Below are 15100 nucleotides of genomic sequence, written 5' to 3' on the forward strand. Positions count from 1 at the left end.
GAAAGGTGCATATTCTTCCATTGGATCACCCTTGGAGGAAGTTTAAAATAAACCCATATAAAAGATCATTTTTATCTAATACAAAATAGGACATTTCTATTTAACGGAAAACAGGACATTTTCATTTTGCTGTTACAGAAAGTAAAATTAGATTGACAACTAATGAAATGTTTGCTAACATTTTTTAGTATTTTTCTTAAAAGGGCCCATAGCTCAGTTGGTTAGAGCGCCGGACTCATAATCCGGGTGTCCAAGGTTCAAGTCCTTGTGGGCCCACCAGATTTGCATTTAAGAAAAGTTAAGTTTTAAGTAATCGTTCAGATGTTAGCCATCAGCCAGAACTAAGAAAAGCAAGATGTTATACCTGAACATTTACCTTTATTAATTAAGGAAGGGCAAAAAAGAGGTGGAGGTATATCTTGATAATAACGCTACCACAAAAGTAGATCCCGAAGTCTTAGAAGAGATGATGCCTTATTTTAGTGAAACTTATGGAAATCCTTCCAGTATTCACCATTTTGGAAGAAAGGCAAGAGAAGCAGTAGATAAAGGCCGAGAACAAGTAGCGAGACTTTTAGGCGCTCAGCCTGAAGAAATAATATTTACCAGTGGTGGAACGGAATCTGATAATTTAGCAATCAAAGGATATTTATTAGCTAATCCCAAAAAAGGGAAACATCTTATTACTTCGGCTATTGAACACTCGGCCGTATTAAATTCTTGTCAGGAGCTAAAAAAACAAGGTTATGATTTAACTATAATTTCCGTAAATGAAGAAGGTCTCGTTAATTTAGAAGAGATAAAAGAAGCAATTAGAGACGAAACAGTCCTTATCTCTATTATGCACGCTAACAATGAAGTAGGTTCTATCCAACCTCTTTTAGAAATAGCAGAGATTGTTAAAAACTATGACCTTGGTTTTCATGTGGATGCTGTTCAAAGTGTGGGAAAGATAGGTTTGAATGTTAAGAATTTAAATGTAGACTTACTATCTCTTTCTGGCCATAAATTATATGGGCCTAAAGGGGTAGGAGCTCTTTATATTCGAAAAGGAATTAAGGTTAAATCTCTCCAGCAAGGAGGTCATCACGAAAGAAATATTAGAGCCGGCACGGAAAATGTTCCAGGAATTGTGGGCTTAGGAAAGGCTTGTGAAATTGCCGGGAAAAACTTAGAAAAGACAAATGCTTATATTTCTAATCTTCGGAATAAGTTATATAGAGGAATAAAGGAAAAGATTTCAGAGATCAAGTTAAATGGAAACATAGAAAGATCCCTCCTTAATACCTTAAATATTTCTTTTGCCTATGTAGAAGGAGAATCTTTGTTGTTAAGATTAGACAATAAAGGGATAAGCTGCTCGGCTGGTTCTGCTTGTGCTTCCGAAAGTCTAAAGCCATCCCATGTCTTAATGGCTATGAATGTGCCTTCGAATATGATTCAAGGTTCTCTCAGGTTTAGTTTAGGAAAATACAATCGAGAAGAAGAGATAGAATATACCTTGAATATTTTACCAAAGATAGTTCAAGAATTGCGAGAAATGTCACCTTTATATCAAAAGAAAGATAGATAGTTGCTGGCTGTAAGATAAAGATACTTGATGTTTAACGATGGAAGAAAATAAACTAAGTTATTATTTAGCTTGTCTAGCTTTTTCTATTACCGGGGTAGCTACTTTTATTAACTTCTTAAATACAATGAGTCTGGTTAATTTAGTCTTATTAGTATTATTTAAATCGACAGTAGCGTATTTTGTGTTTAAATACTTAGGTTTAGGTATAGAAAAATTATGGAGATGGAAGATTCCTCAGTTATATAATCCAGAAGTCATCAATCAAGGAAAAAATATTGATTTAACTATGCCTTTAGAAGTTCCAAAGAATAATTTAAATTTTACAAAAGAGAGAAAAAAGGAATAATTATAAATTGACCAAGAATTTTAAAAATATATTTATATCACTCATAATTATTCTTTTATTTCTTGCTAACTGCGGTGTTTTTAAAAAAAATGTGTTCAAAAAAGCAGATCAGTCTCTAAAAAAATCGAAGATTGAAAAAGAGAGATTAACCAAAGAAGAAAACTTTGCTTATGAAGAAATAAAAAAAAGATGGACAGTTGAAGCTAAGGATACCTCAGGTGTGAAGGATTCTGTAAATTTAACTAAGATTAAATTTACCTTATATAGTCCGGAGTTGTTAGCTGCTTATTATCAAGTTTACAAAGAAGAAAGAAAGGAGTTGACTGAAGAAGAGCTAAAAAAGACCACTTTTTTTAAGTATATCGTTGTGGCTATGGAGATGGAGACATATAAGGAAGAGATGTACCTAGATTTGGATCTTTGGCATTTTTATTTAATTGATGATTTAGGAAATAAATATGAGGTGGTAAAGGTTAAGAGTTCTCCTATTAAAAAAGTAACTTATCAAGATGAAAAAGGTGCTTGTTTTTATCAAAAGGCCATCTTATTCTTTCCTAAAAGAAGTTCTTGGACTAATGAATTAGTTATGAATAGAGAAACAAAGTATTTAAAAGTACAAGCATATGGATTATTAGAAAGGATTAATGCTTTTTGGCGATTGAAATAAAGCTCATCGTAAGTTAAGAATACAAAAAAGGCAGAAGAATCTTTCTTCTGCCTTTTTTGTTTAAAGTGTTACTTTAAACAAAAAAGCAGATCTTTCATCGTATATTATCACCTTAACTTTAATTAGCAGGTAAGAAATGATTAAAGTTTATCTAAAAGTTAGTCGATAGAAAGAATGACAAAATCTAGATAATTAGAAATAATATCAAGGATATTTTAATAAAAGATCAGTAATTTAAAAGTTGACAAATTAAAAAAAATAGTGCTATATTAAAATAGTAAAAAGTATAAGTTATTATAATTTTGATAAAAATTGACAAAATAAATTAGATAAAGGCTTAGAAAGAAAAACAAAAGAGCAACCTTGATAAACCTTGATAAAGAATGTATTCTAAAGAAAAAATAGCGGTTGGAGTTATTATATTTTTGGTGGTTACCTCAATAATTGATAAAAGAGAATTATGGTCAAAAAGAGTGGATAGACTTGATGCTCTGCCTACGTTTACCTTAACGGAAAAGTATAATAATAGAGCTCATATGGGATCAGAAGGTACCTACAAGGGCGATCTTTTAACCTGGGCTAATCCAGGTATCTCAATGAATTATAAATCCTTAAAAAGTCCAGCTATTTTTTCTTATGACGGTGTTTGGTTCTTTTCTAAAGAAAAACCCGAAGACAACAGTGTTACTCATAATCTAAGCCTAAGAGAAAGGTATAATTTAACTAAGAATTTAACTCTTTTGCTTACCTTGACAAATCAAGAAGTTGCTTCAAGAGCAGCAGGAGAAGCAACAGTTATTCCAGGAGAATCAGAACTTAGTATTAAGGAGTATCAAACTTTAACTTTAAATCCAGGAATTAATTATCGCTTAGGATATAGAGCGACAATTCAATTAGAAACTATAAAAGAAAAGATGGAATTTAAGATGACCAAAGGTAGTTCTCCGCTAAGCGATAGCAATAATAATAGAATTTTAGGAAAGCTATCCCATTTAATTTCCCAAAGAAGCAATGTTAACTTTAATGGTGAATATGCTTGGAGAAATTATGAAGACGTGGACAATTCATATCAAAAGTTTGGTCTTTATTTTGAACATAAACTTAATGCTAATAATGAGTTAAAAATTGATTTTAACAGATTTAAGATAGATTTTAAGCATGCTCCATATAAAAATGATAGCTTTAGGGCAAATGACATTACTTTTGAACTATTGTCAAAATTAGCTACTTTTAGCGAAGCTTCATTAAATTATTTTCATAATTATAATGCCGGTAATTTTATCAGTACTATTGAAGAACACCATGAATTTTCTGGTAAAATAGGCAGAAGATTTTGGAAAAAGACTCATCTTTTTGTTTGGGGAGGTAAGATAAGGAAAGATTATAGAGGATTGTTTAGAAGAGATCTGGAAAGATGGGAAAATTTCTGGGCTTTTAGCATAGGGGTAAATTATCGTTGGCATAAGTGGCTTTCACCTGTTGTCCTTCCTCTTACTTCGGGTATAAATTTTAATTTAAGATATGATTTTATTGATAATCGGTTTTACGACAGCCGGATAGTTGATCCTGACAGTAGAAGTGGCCATTTAAAAAACCATATGTTTAATTTAAAGGTAATTACTTATCACTAAAACTTGTTAAAGAAGATTAATTTAGCGGATAAAACGAAAGATAGGTAAATGATAAAGACAAAAAGACTTTTAATCTTATTCTTTTTTTTAAACTTATCAATTATTTTGGGTTTTTTTCTACCTAAGGCAGAAGCTGAACAATACATAACAAGTGGATATATTATTGGTTCGCCTGATGTTTTAGATATTACTGTTTGGGGTCATAGAGATTTAGCCAAGGTGGTTACAGTAGCTCCAGATGGTTTAATCTCTTTTCCTTTAGTTGGAGAAATCCATGTAGCTGGTCTGACTACTTCTCAAACGGAAGATAAGATTAGAGCATTTTTAGCTAAGGATTATCTTGTAGATCCTAAAGTTACTGTAACGATAGCTGAGTATAAAAGTAAAAGATTCTTTATTTTTGGGGAAATAAGAAGAGTTGGCAATTTCCCTTTAGAAAAAGATATTACTCTTTTAAGAGCTATTTCTATAGCTGGTGGTTTTACAGAATTTGCCGCTCCTTCGAGAGTTCGCTTGTTGAGAAAGAAAGGAGCAAGTGGCTATATTACCATTAAATTAAATATTCATGATATTATTAAAGAAAAGAGAGGTCAAGGGGATATTTTACTTAAGACAGATGATATTATTCTTGTTCCTGAGAGTATTTTATAAAATTTAAGCTATTCCAAAAATTCTAAAAGAAGAAAAAGAATAACAAGAAAAAAGATGGAAGAAAAATTAAAGAAGGCCTCATTTCCAGAAGGAGAAAATATTGGCGAAGGTATAAATATAAGAGAATACATTCGGATTATATTTAAACGTCGCCATGTTATTGTTTTATTATTCTTAATTACTATGGTGACTGTATTTATAGGAAATTTTATTGCTAAACCTGTCTATGTCTCTTCCGCTAAAATATTAATCGAAGGCCCTAAAGGGCAAGCTGTTCCTTTTACTACCGAGATTAAACAATTTCAAAAAATAGAAATTACCCAAACACAAGGCATGATTATGAAAAGTACGGAAGTCTTAGATAGGGTAATTAGGGCTTTAAACTTAGATAAGAGAGAAGAACAAGTAACTATTAAAGATAAGGTGAGAAAGGCGATTGGAAAAGTAATAGGATTTCCTAAATACTTGTATCTAGAATTTAGAATTTTTATAGATAGATTAATTAAGAGTCATATTTTAAAAGAAAAGGTCCCTGAAAAAGAAGAGATGGTAGTTGCTTCTCAATCAGAGGAAAAGGCTAAAAAGAAGGCTATTTTAGAAGAGTTAAAAGGAAGTATTAGTATTGATTCCATTACTAGTACAGATTTAGTAGCGGTAAGTACCAGCGGAAGTGACCCTGAATTAATTACTCAAATTGCTAATACCTTAATTAAGATATATATTGAATATACTTTGGATTTTAAAAGTAAAGAGGCAATTACAGCTTATAAATTTATTAATGAACAAGTAAAAATAGCTAAGGAAAATTTAGAAAATGCAGAGAAAGATTTAGAAAGATATAGGGCGATGACTGGAATTATCTCTCTTCCTGCTGAGGTAAATGTTAGAGTAAGTGCTTTAGCTGACTTTGAAGCTTCTTTAAATCAAACCCACGCTAGTAGAATTGAAGCAGAAAGTAATGCGGATCAAATTCGTAGAGAGCTTTCCAGAACTAGTAATACTATTATTAGTGCTATGACTATCTCTAATAATCCTTTAGTTGATGCTCATAAAGGTAGATTAGTTGACTTAGAAGTAATTTTAGCGGGCTTAAGAGCTAGATACAAGGATAAACATCCTGAAATCATTACCGTTTTAAACCAAATTGGAAAAATAAAGCAAAGCTTAAGAGATGAAGTAAAGGAGATTGTCTCAAGTCGCATCTCTTCTCCCAGCCCTCTTTATGTTAATTTAGCCGATCGCTTAATTAATTATGAAACTCAAGCTACTGCTTTAGCTGCAAGAGAAAGGGCTCTTTCTATCATTGTAGAAAATTATAAAACTAAATTAGAAGGATTATCTGAAAAAGAGATGGAATTAACCAGGCTTCAACGTAATGTAACCCTTTGTGAAGAAGGCTACATTACTTTACTTAAAAGACAAGATGAAGCTCTTTTAGCTGAAGCTTTAAAACTTACGGATATAAGAATTGTAGAACCAGCAGAAACACCTAAAAGTCCTATCAAACCACGAAAAATGATGAATTTAGTAATTGGAGCAATTGTGAGTTTGTTAGTAGGTTTTGGCTTATGCTTCCTCTTGGAGTATATTGACCATTCTATGGAAACTCCAGAGGGTATCTATAAGTATCTAAGGTTGCCAGTATTAGGGTCAATACCTAAAAATTATTAAATTTTGATCTTAAGTTTGATCAAGAAAGTTTAATTATGAAAGGAAGAGATAGTTTTTTGGAACGTGATGGACAAGCTAAGATTGTTACCAAACCTAGTCCCAAATCTTCTTTCTTTGGAAGTTTTTATAATTTATACGATCAGTTAAGGCTGATTATAAAACGTCAAGGTATAAAAAAGATTATGGTGGCTAGCGCCGTTCCCGGGGAAGGAAAGACGACCATAGCTATCAATATAGCTCTTTCTTTTGCCACAATGGCTGGTAGAAATACTTTATTAGTCGATGCTAATTTAAAATATCCAGGGATACATAAAATATTTAGTTTAGATAAGAATGGTGGCCTTACTGATGTTTTACTTGGAGAATTAGAATTAGAAGAAGCTCTTAAAAAGGTTAAATCTAGCAATCTAACTATTATCACCGCCGGTAGATCTTTACAAAATCCGGCTGGTTTATTAGGTAGTGAAAAAATGAAATGGACGATTCAACGGCTAAGTTCTATGTTTGATTTAGTTGTTTATGATACTCATGCCATTACTGCTTCGAGTAGTGCTTTAATGCTAAGTCCCTTAGTTGATGGGATAGTTATGGTGGTACATTCTGGCAAGACGAGAAGGGAGATAGTTCAATTAGCTTGTTCTTCAATAAGAAATACTGAGGGAAATATTTTAGGAGTAGTCTTAAACAACCGCGAATATTATATACCTAATTATGTCTATAAGATCTTATAAAGATAAGGTCTTATCTAAATCGAAGCCATGATAGTAGTTATTAACCAAAACTGAACACAAGAAATAATACCGAGTCCAGATAAACATTAGATTAAATCAAAGAGTAAAAATCAAATATCAAAATGACAAATAAAAATATTAGATCTTAACCTAATAAAGAAAGATGGCCACTATCTTGAAAACAATGAAGAATTGAAGTCGAATATAAAATTTATATTCGACTTTTTTATTAGGCATATTTATAGTAGTTATTAACAAAAACCGGACATAGGAAATAACTCCAAGCAATAAAAGATAAACTTGCTTGGAATTAAATTAATTTGCTCTATGTCAAATTTTCATTAATAAGTGCTATAGGATTTTAAAGAATGTTTATAGAAAAAACTTTTCAGAAGATATTTTCACTAACCATCAGACAAGAAGTATTAGTATTTTTAGGAGGAATACTTTTAGGATATCTCACCTTTAAGATTTCTACTCTTCTTATCTTTGCCGTTTTAGGGATCTTTTTCTTTTGTTATCTCTTTGTTAATCCTACTTTTGGCATTTTAGCAGTCTTAGGTTTTATTCCCATGGGTATATTAGGAACCCTTACCTCAGCTGATATTCCTGTAGTTTTGTCTTTGATTAGATTTTTAGGTATGGGCGCAGCGGCAGCTTGGATAGTAAATCTATCTTTAAAGAAAATAGATCTTGTCTATACGCCTATGACTAACTATATTCTTTTTTTTGGAGCCATAGCTTTTATTTCTTTCTGGTTTGCTACTTCTAAAGGAGCTGCTTTTGGAGCCTTATTTGTAGTGGCCAACCAGATTATCTACTATTTTTTAGTAATTAATACTATTAAGACGGAAAAATTATTAAAAATCTTTATTTGGACCATGGTTATTTCTAATGGATTATTGGCCTTATTTGGAATTATTCAGTTTTTAGGGGCAAATCCTTTTAAGGAATTAGTAGCTACCGCAGGAGGGGAACTAACTAGAATTTCTGGAACCACAGGAGATGCTAATTGGTTAGCTATGTTGGTGGTAATGATTGTGCCCATTACTATTTACTGGTTTATTGCTGAAACTACTCCTTGGAAAAAAACATTACTTCTTTGGGCGGCCATACTCCAAATATTAACGACTACTTTTACTTATTCTCGAATGGCTGCCTTAGGATTAGGACTGATGTGTTTAATGATTATGATTAAACAAAAGGTTAAGCCTTCTACTGTCTTTGCAGTAATAGGACTTTCATCTATTATAGCTCCTCTTCTTCCTGCTGCTTATTGGGATAGAGTTTATTCTACCGTCTTTTTGGAAGCAGATTTTGCTATTTCGGTAAGGTTTGAGCTTCAAAAAGCAGCTTTAAAGATGATCACAGATTACCCTCTCTTAGGAGTAGGGATTGGAAATTTTGGAATTAATTTATTTAGGGGTTATTTAGACGTAGCCAAAGTATATGGAGGAGCAATTCATACAGTAGAAGCTTTTACCTTAACGGGAGCTCATAATTTATATTTAGATACAGCCGCTAATATGGGATTGTTAGGATTGGCGGCTTTAGTAGCTTTAATTGTCTATACCTGGAAAGAGATGAAAAGATTTCAAAGATTCTTTAAAGAAACTAATAATCTTCCCCTGATGAACTTATGTCATGGCTTAGAAGTTTCCTTAGTGGTCTTTTGTTTTTGTAGCTTCTTCCTTCACTCCTTATCGACTAAGTATTTTTGGATCTTATTTTCTATCACCGCTGCAATAAGGTATATTTATGCTCCTTTAAAAAAATTATAAATTTTGCCGGGATGAGGAAGGGGCGAAATCCTAAGAAAGATAGTTTCAAACATTAGCCAGGGATATCTTATTAGTTAATAATCTCAGTAATAGCCTCGGATTTTCTTAAAAATAAATCATGCCTATCCTAAAGAAAGAAATGTCAAAATTAGACTTAAAATTTATGAGGGATACTCTAAATTTAGCTAAAAAAGGAGTAGGCTTAACTAGTCCTAATCCTATGGTGGGAGCAATCATTGTTAAAGATGGTTATATTATTGGAAAAGGTTATCATAAAAAGGCAGGAGAAGTCCATGCGGAGATTAATGCTCTAAGAGATGCTAAGGAAGGGGTCAAAGGGGCTAAGTTATATGTAAATTTAGAACCTTGTAATCATTTTGGCAAGACTCCTCCTTGTACTCAAGAAATCATCAATTCAGGCATAAAAGAAGTGGTTATAGCTATGGTAGATCCAAATCCTTTAGTTTCGGGACGAGGGATACATGAGCTAAAGTCCTCTAGAATTAAGATTAAGGTAGGAATCCTAGAAGAAGAAGCCAAAAGATTAAATGAAGCCTATATCTATAGCATTACTCATCATCTACCTTTTGTGCAGTTAAAGATAGCTGAAAGCTTAGATGGAAAGATCTATTATCCAGCTTTAAAAGAAACAAGACATATTACCGGAGAAGAAAGTAGAAAGGAAGTGCATAAGTTACGAAGTCAGGTCGATGCTATTATCATTGGGAAAAATACAGCCTTAATCGATAATCCTTTACTTACTACCCGTTTAGTGAAAGGAAAAAATCCGATAAGAATTGTCTTGGATAGCAAGGGTAGTTTAAGTCCTAACTTAAACTTATTTAAAAATAAAGAAGCCCAAACTATCGTAGCCACTACTGAATTAGCTGATAAAAAAGCAATTTCTGCCTTAGAAAGAGGCGGGGTAGAGGTAATAACGATATCTCCAAAAGATGAAAAGGTTGACCTTGGGCAATTGTTAATTAAACTCTTTAAGAAAGGAATGATTAATCTCTTGGTGGAAGGAGGCTCGTCACTCTCTTTTTCTTTTCTTAAGGCAGAATTAGTAAATAAGATAGTATTTTACCTATCTCCGGTTATAGCTGGCCATGGGCTTTCTCTTTTTAAATCCCAAGAAAGTTTATTATTAAGGTTAAAAGAAGTAAAGTACAAGAGATTAGGAGATGATCTTAGGGTCATAGGATATTTGAAGTAAGAAAGATATTAGTAGTAGGATCAGCCAAGCCATTACGTCTGGGCCAGAACAAACGTTCTCTTGTATTTTCCATAGGTATTTGATTTTTAACTGACAAATTGCTGGCTAACAATGTCTTGACAATGAAGAATTAATATGTTAGTAGTAAGATACTATATGTCACTATAGGAGTAATTATGAATAATATTATCATAATAGGCGCAGGAAAAGGGGGTGCAGCTTTACTAAGGATATTTTGTGATGATAAAGAGATAAAGATAATAGGAATAGCTGAAATAAACCCAGAAAGTCCTGCTTTGGAATTAGCCCGGCAGTATAATATTCCCATTACTAATGATTTTCTAAGTTTATTAGAAAATAAAGATATTGATGCTATCTTTAATGTTACAGGAAGTAAAGAAGTAGAAAAACTTCTTACAGAAAGAAAGCCAGAAAATTGCGAAGTTATTGGATACGAAGGAAGTAAATTAATTATAAAATTAATCGATGAAAGAAAAAAAAACATTCAAGAAATAGAAAAACATATTAAAAAGTTAGAAGAAATTAATGAAAAATTAAAAGAAACTGATAACATAAAAACAAATTTTGTCTCTACGGTTTCTCATGAATTGAGAACTCCTCTCACATCTATTAAAGCTTTTGCAGAAATACTTCTTAGTAATCCTGATGAAGATCTAGAAACTAGAAAAGAATTTTTAACTATTATTAATAATGAAAGCGATCGCCTTAGTCGCCTGATTAATGATATTTTAGACCTTTCTAAGATCGAAGCAGGAAAGATTGAATGGAAGCTCAAGCGAATTGACTTAGGAGTTTTAGTTCAACAAATGTTAAGCTCTTTTCAAGTTTTAGCCAGTGAAAAAAGAGTAAGATTAGAGGCAGAAGTTTTTGAGGATATTCCTGCTGTTTATGCAGATAAAGATAGCCTTATTCAAGTACTAACTAATTTATTAAGTAATGCCATAAAGTTTACCTTTCCCCAAGGAAGAGTAAGGGTCGAGATTAAGTTCACAGAAAAGCCTATCTGTGGTGTATTAGTAAGTGTCTCAGATACAGGAATAGGCATTAAAGAAGAAGACATAGAAGTTGTTTTTGAAAAGTTTAGCCAAATAAGTTCAGATCTTATGACCGATAAGCCTCAAGGAACAGGGTTAGGGTTAGCTATATCTAAGCAAATTGTAACTCGTTACGAAGGAAAAATATGGGTAGAGAGTGAATTTGGAAAAGGTAGTACTTTTTATTTTGTCATTCCCAGTGGTAAACCAGCTAAAAAAGTAGCGAAAGAAGAAGTGGTGGTTAAAAAAAAGAGAGAAGAGAAGTTAATATTAGTGGTAGATGATGAAGTAAATGCTTGTAAGTTTTTAAGCTATCATCTTTTTATGAAAGGTTATAAGGTGATAGAAGCTCACAACGCCGAAGAAGCAATAGAAAAAACCCGAACTTATCTTCCTGATTTAATTACTTTAGATGTAATAATGCCAGGAATTGGTGGGTTTGATGTGGTAAGTATTTTGAAGAATGACCCTCAGACAAGGGATATTCCTATCTTAATGGTCTCCATTATTGATGAAAAAAACAAGGGTTATTGCTTTGGAGCAAATGCTCATATCAATAAACCTGTAGATAAAAGTGAATTAATTAAGAAAGTAGCAGTTTTATTAGACAAAAAGGAAAAAAAGAAGATATTAATTGCTGATGATGATCAGGGTATAGTGAAAGCCATTGGATACACTTTAAATCAGAAAGGTTATCAGACTATTGAAGCTTATAATGGCGAGGAAGCTTTAAATAAGATGATCTCAGAGTTACCTGATTTAGTAATCTTAGACATTATTATGCCGAAGATGAATGGTTATGAAGTTATCCAAAAAATGAGAGAAAAACCCGAAACAAAAAATATTTCAATAATTGTTCTTACTGCTTACAATATAAAAGAGGGTAAAGTAAGAGCTTTATCCTTAGGAGCAGTAGATTATTTTACTAAAACCAATGAACTGGAGTATCTTTATAAAGAAATTGAAGAAATATTAGGATAGAATAGCTATGAAAAAAAAGAAGATATTAGTAGTTGATGATGAGCCTTATGTAGTAAGGTCATTAATCTTTGTTTTAAAAAAGGAAGGTTATCTTACCGTTAGTGCTTCTAATGGAGAAGAAGCTCTTCAAAAAGCGATGACGGAAGAGCCAGATCTTATCTTCTTAGATATTATGATGCCCAAAATAAATGGCTACGAGGTTTGTAAAAGATTAAAAGAACACGAAAAAACAAAGGATATATATATTATTATCTTAACAGCTAAAGGCCAAAAAGAAGACAAGATGAAAGGAGTAGAAGTTGGTGTTAATGAATACATCACTAAACCTTTTAGCCCTTCCAAGGTTATCCAAAGAATGAAAGAAATATTTGAAGACTAAGGCATATGTTAAGTGAACTTATCAAGAAAGAAGAAACCCAAGGGATTTTAGATAAGTTATCTAAAATAAGTGAGTTTATCTTTTATCTTCTCGATGATGGAGGAACTATTATTCTCCAAAGTAAGGAAGAAAGTAACGAAATAACCATTCCTTCCAAAGAAAAATATCTTTACCTCATTAATCAAATTGAAATCAATCCTAACCAGACGATAATTAATAAACAAAAAGATTACATAGAGTATGCTTGTCCTGTCGTTATTAACGATGTAATTTCAGGAATAATTTTAGGCTATCAAAAAAAAAGAAGTAAATTTGTAAAAACATCTGATTTGTGTATGCAACTAATTAAGGATATCATCGTCCAAACTTCTCAAAAGGAATTTGAGATAAATAACTTAGCTTCAGAGATTGCGAGTAATTATGAAGAATTAACTCTTTTATATGAAATCAGCAGCATTTTGAGAAATATTGTAGATATTAAGGTAGTAGCTAATACCATTTTACAGGAAGCTTTACATGTTCTTCAAGCAAAAAAAGGTTCTCTGATGTTAATGAGTGATGATCGTAAATATCTTAAGATAGTAGCTTCGGTAGGCATAGATAAAGAGATTATTGAGCAAACAACGATTAAAGTAGGGGAAGGAATAGCAGGTTATGTTGCCCAAGAGAAGACTTCTTTGTTAGTAGAAGATATAACTAAAGAAAAAAGGATAAAATTCAATAAAAAAGGAGATTATAAGACTACTTCTTTCTTGAGCACCCCTTTAGTTTGCGTCCCTTTAAAGAGGGGAAAAGAGTCTATTATTGGGGTGATAAGTATTAGTGAGCATGAAGAGGGAAGGGTATTTACTTCAGGAGATTTGAAGTTGTTATCTGCCTTAGCTGATCAAGCGGCAATAGCTATTGAGAATGCCTGTCTTTTTCATTATGTAAAGGAGTTATTTTTAAGCACCGTGTCTTCCTTGACTTCGGCTATAGATGCTAAAGATCATTATACCAAAGGTCATTCAGAAGAAGTTATGGCTATAGCTTTGGCTATTGCTAAGGAACTAAAATTCTCAGAGGAGGAAATGGAAAAGATTCAATTAGGAGCCTTGTTACATGATATCGGTAAAATTGGTATTCCAGAAAAAATTCTCTTAAAATCAGATAAGTTATCCTTAAAAGAATTAAACGTGATGAGAAAACATCCTGTCGGAGGAGTGGAAATTATGAAGCATGTAAGTCAATTAGCTGAAATTATTCCTGCTATGGCTTCTCATCATGAGCGATATGATGGTAAAGGTTATCCTCAAAAGCTCAAGGGAAAAGAAATTCCTCTTTCAGGTAGGATCATTTCAGTAGCCGATGCCTTTTCGGCTATGACCTCAGATCGACCTTATCGAAAAAAGATTGATCGAGAGGAAGCAATAAATAAGATTATAAAAAATAAAGGAAAACAGTTTGATCCGGTAATAGTAGATGCCTTAGTTAGAGCTTACAATAATAATATGCTTTTTTCTGCTGAAGGAACAAAGAATTTTGAAGAAACAAAGAAGATGCATCCTTTCAAAATTTCATAGTAAAAAACAAATATTTGAGGTGGACCCATTTATCAAGACAATTTTTTAGGTTTTTTAAGTTACACTTAAATTATTCTTAATTAAAATGAACCTCAACTGGAGTCAAATAATTAAGGGATTGATGCAGCCTATCATGGTTATAGAAAGCTAAGTAATTTCCAATACCTTGTTTTGCTTCTCGGACACTCTGATAATCTTTAAGATAGACTTCTTCATATTTGAGAGAACGTCAGAGCCTTTCGGTAAATATGTTATCGTGCGATCTACCTCTACCATCCATGCTTATCTTAATGCTTTTATCTATAAGTATGTGGTTGAAGGATAAACTGGTAAACTGTGATCCCTGGTCAGTGTTAAATATCTCTGGGCAGCCCGATTTCAAGGCCTCATCTAAGGCTAATAGGAAAAAGTCTATCTCAAGACTGGTTGACAACTGCCAAGAGATCACGTAACGGCTAAACCAATCCATGATGGCCACCAGGTAGATTGCCTCAAGCCCCATCTGCTGCATCAGGTTCTGAACCCGTTTTAGTATTTATTGTAGATATCTCCTATGATTTAATAACCCGCAAGGCTGGTGAATTTTCAGCCTAAAGGACTCAACATCCTTGTATCCGTAAGCCATCCGTTTAAGCTGCTTAATTTTATTGTTAATCCCTTCTGATATAGCCGAGCTTATCTTTTTCTTATACCGGAGCTTCCCCCCATTTGTAAAATCTTATAATGAGAATGGCTGTCAAGTTTTGAATTTTATTGACAAATAGCTCTTCTTAGCCTATACTTAACTACATTCTCAGTTTTTTCTTAGTCTTTTAGAATTAGGGGTAATGATGATTGAAGCTCCGAGAGGAACAAA

General features: G+C 32.5%; 13 protein-coding genes, 1 tRNA gene and 2 pseudogenes. 13 read left to right on the forward strand and 3 right to left on the reverse strand.

All coding sequences use genetic code 11. The annotated features are described in order from the left end of the window. Positions 1-202: 202 nt before the first annotated feature. The 13 genes from KJ849_00005 to KJ849_00065 all read left to right on the forward strand — a co-directional run bounded on the left by KJ849_00005 (position 203) and on the right by KJ849_00065 (position 14244). A tRNA-Ile gene (locus KJ849_00005) sits at positions 203-279 on the forward strand. A 127-nt stretch (positions 280-406) separates the two neighbouring features. Then, a complete protein-coding gene (gene nifS, locus KJ849_00010) occupies positions 407-1573 on the forward strand; it encodes a cysteine desulfurase NifS (protein MBU2598963.1) in 1167 nt (388 codons plus the stop codon). 37 nt (positions 1574-1610) lie between these two features. Beyond that, complete coding sequence (locus tag KJ849_00015; protein MBU2598964.1) at positions 1611-1919, forward strand: hypothetical protein; 309 nt, start codon at positions 1611-1613, stop codon at positions 1917-1919. 91 nt (positions 1920-2010) lie between these two features. Further along, entirely contained in the window at positions 2011-2586 is a 576-nt protein-coding gene (locus KJ849_00020) for a hypothetical protein (GenBank protein ID MBU2598965.1), read from the forward strand. Positions 2587-2969: 383 nt separating this feature from the next. After that, on the forward strand, positions 2970-4217 hold the full coding sequence (locus tag KJ849_00025; protein MBU2598966.1) for a hypothetical protein: 1248 nt from the start codon (positions 2970-2972) through the stop codon (positions 4215-4217). 48 nt (positions 4218-4265) lie between these two features. Beyond that, a complete protein-coding gene (locus KJ849_00030) occupies positions 4266-4868 on the forward strand; it encodes a polysaccharide export protein (GenBank protein MBU2598967.1) in 603 nt (200 codons plus the stop codon). Positions 4869-4922: 54 nt separating this feature from the next. Further along, the gene (locus tag KJ849_00035; protein ID MBU2598968.1) at positions 4923-6539 is read left to right on the forward strand and encodes a hypothetical protein; all 1617 of its coding nucleotides are present in this window, start codon (positions 4923-4925) and stop codon (positions 6537-6539) included. 35 nt (positions 6540-6574) lie between these two features. After that, the gene (locus KJ849_00040) at positions 6575-7270 is read left to right on the forward strand and encodes a CpsD/CapB family tyrosine-protein kinase (protein MBU2598969.1); all 696 of its coding nucleotides are present in this window, start codon (positions 6575-6577) and stop codon (positions 7268-7270) included. A gap of 368 nt (positions 7271-7638) precedes the next feature. Next, entirely contained in the window at positions 7639-9051 is a 1413-nt protein-coding gene (locus tag KJ849_00045) for an O-antigen ligase family protein (GenBank protein ID MBU2598970.1), read from the forward strand. Positions 9052-9190: 139 nt separating this feature from the next. Beyond that, the gene (gene ribD / locus KJ849_00050; GenBank protein ID MBU2598971.1) at positions 9191-10267 is read left to right on the forward strand and encodes a bifunctional diaminohydroxyphosphoribosylaminopyrimidine deaminase/5-amino-6-(5-phosphoribosylamino)uracil reductase RibD; all 1077 of its coding nucleotides are present in this window, start codon (positions 9191-9193) and stop codon (positions 10265-10267) included. 176 nt (positions 10268-10443) lie between these two features. Next, a complete protein-coding gene (locus tag KJ849_00055; protein MBU2598972.1) occupies positions 10444-12303 on the forward strand; it encodes a response regulator in 1860 nt (619 codons plus the stop codon). Between the two features lie 7 nt (positions 12304-12310). Beyond that, on the forward strand, positions 12311-12682 hold the full coding sequence (locus KJ849_00060; protein MBU2598973.1) for a response regulator: 372 nt from the start codon (positions 12311-12313) through the stop codon (positions 12680-12682). Between the two features lie 5 nt (positions 12683-12687). Further along, the gene (locus KJ849_00065; protein ID MBU2598974.1) at positions 12688-14244 is read left to right on the forward strand and encodes an HD domain-containing protein; all 1557 of its coding nucleotides are present in this window, start codon (positions 12688-12690) and stop codon (positions 14242-14244) included. Positions 14245-14320: 76 nt separating this feature from the next. Here KJ849_00065 and KJ849_00070 read toward each other — a convergent pair. From KJ849_00070 to KJ849_00080, 3 genes and pseudogenes are all read right to left on the reverse strand, one after another. Beyond that, positions 14321-14470: pseudogene (locus KJ849_00070) on the reverse strand (integrase core domain-containing protein). Positions 14471-14473: 3 nt separating this feature from the next. Continuing rightward, positions 14474-14746, reverse strand: coding sequence for a DDE-type integrase/transposase/recombinase (locus KJ849_00075; protein ID MBU2598975.1), 273 nt, complete (start codon positions 14744-14746; stop codon positions 14474-14476). A gap of 33 nt (positions 14747-14779) precedes the next feature. Continuing rightward, positions 14780-14935, reverse strand: a pseudogene (locus KJ849_00080) (transposase). Positions 14936-15100 lie beyond the last annotated feature (165 nt).

Source organism: bacterium (assembly GCA_018830565.1).
Classification (GTDB): domain Bacteria; phylum UBA9089; class JAHJRX01; order JAHJRX01; family JAHJRX01; genus JAHJRX01.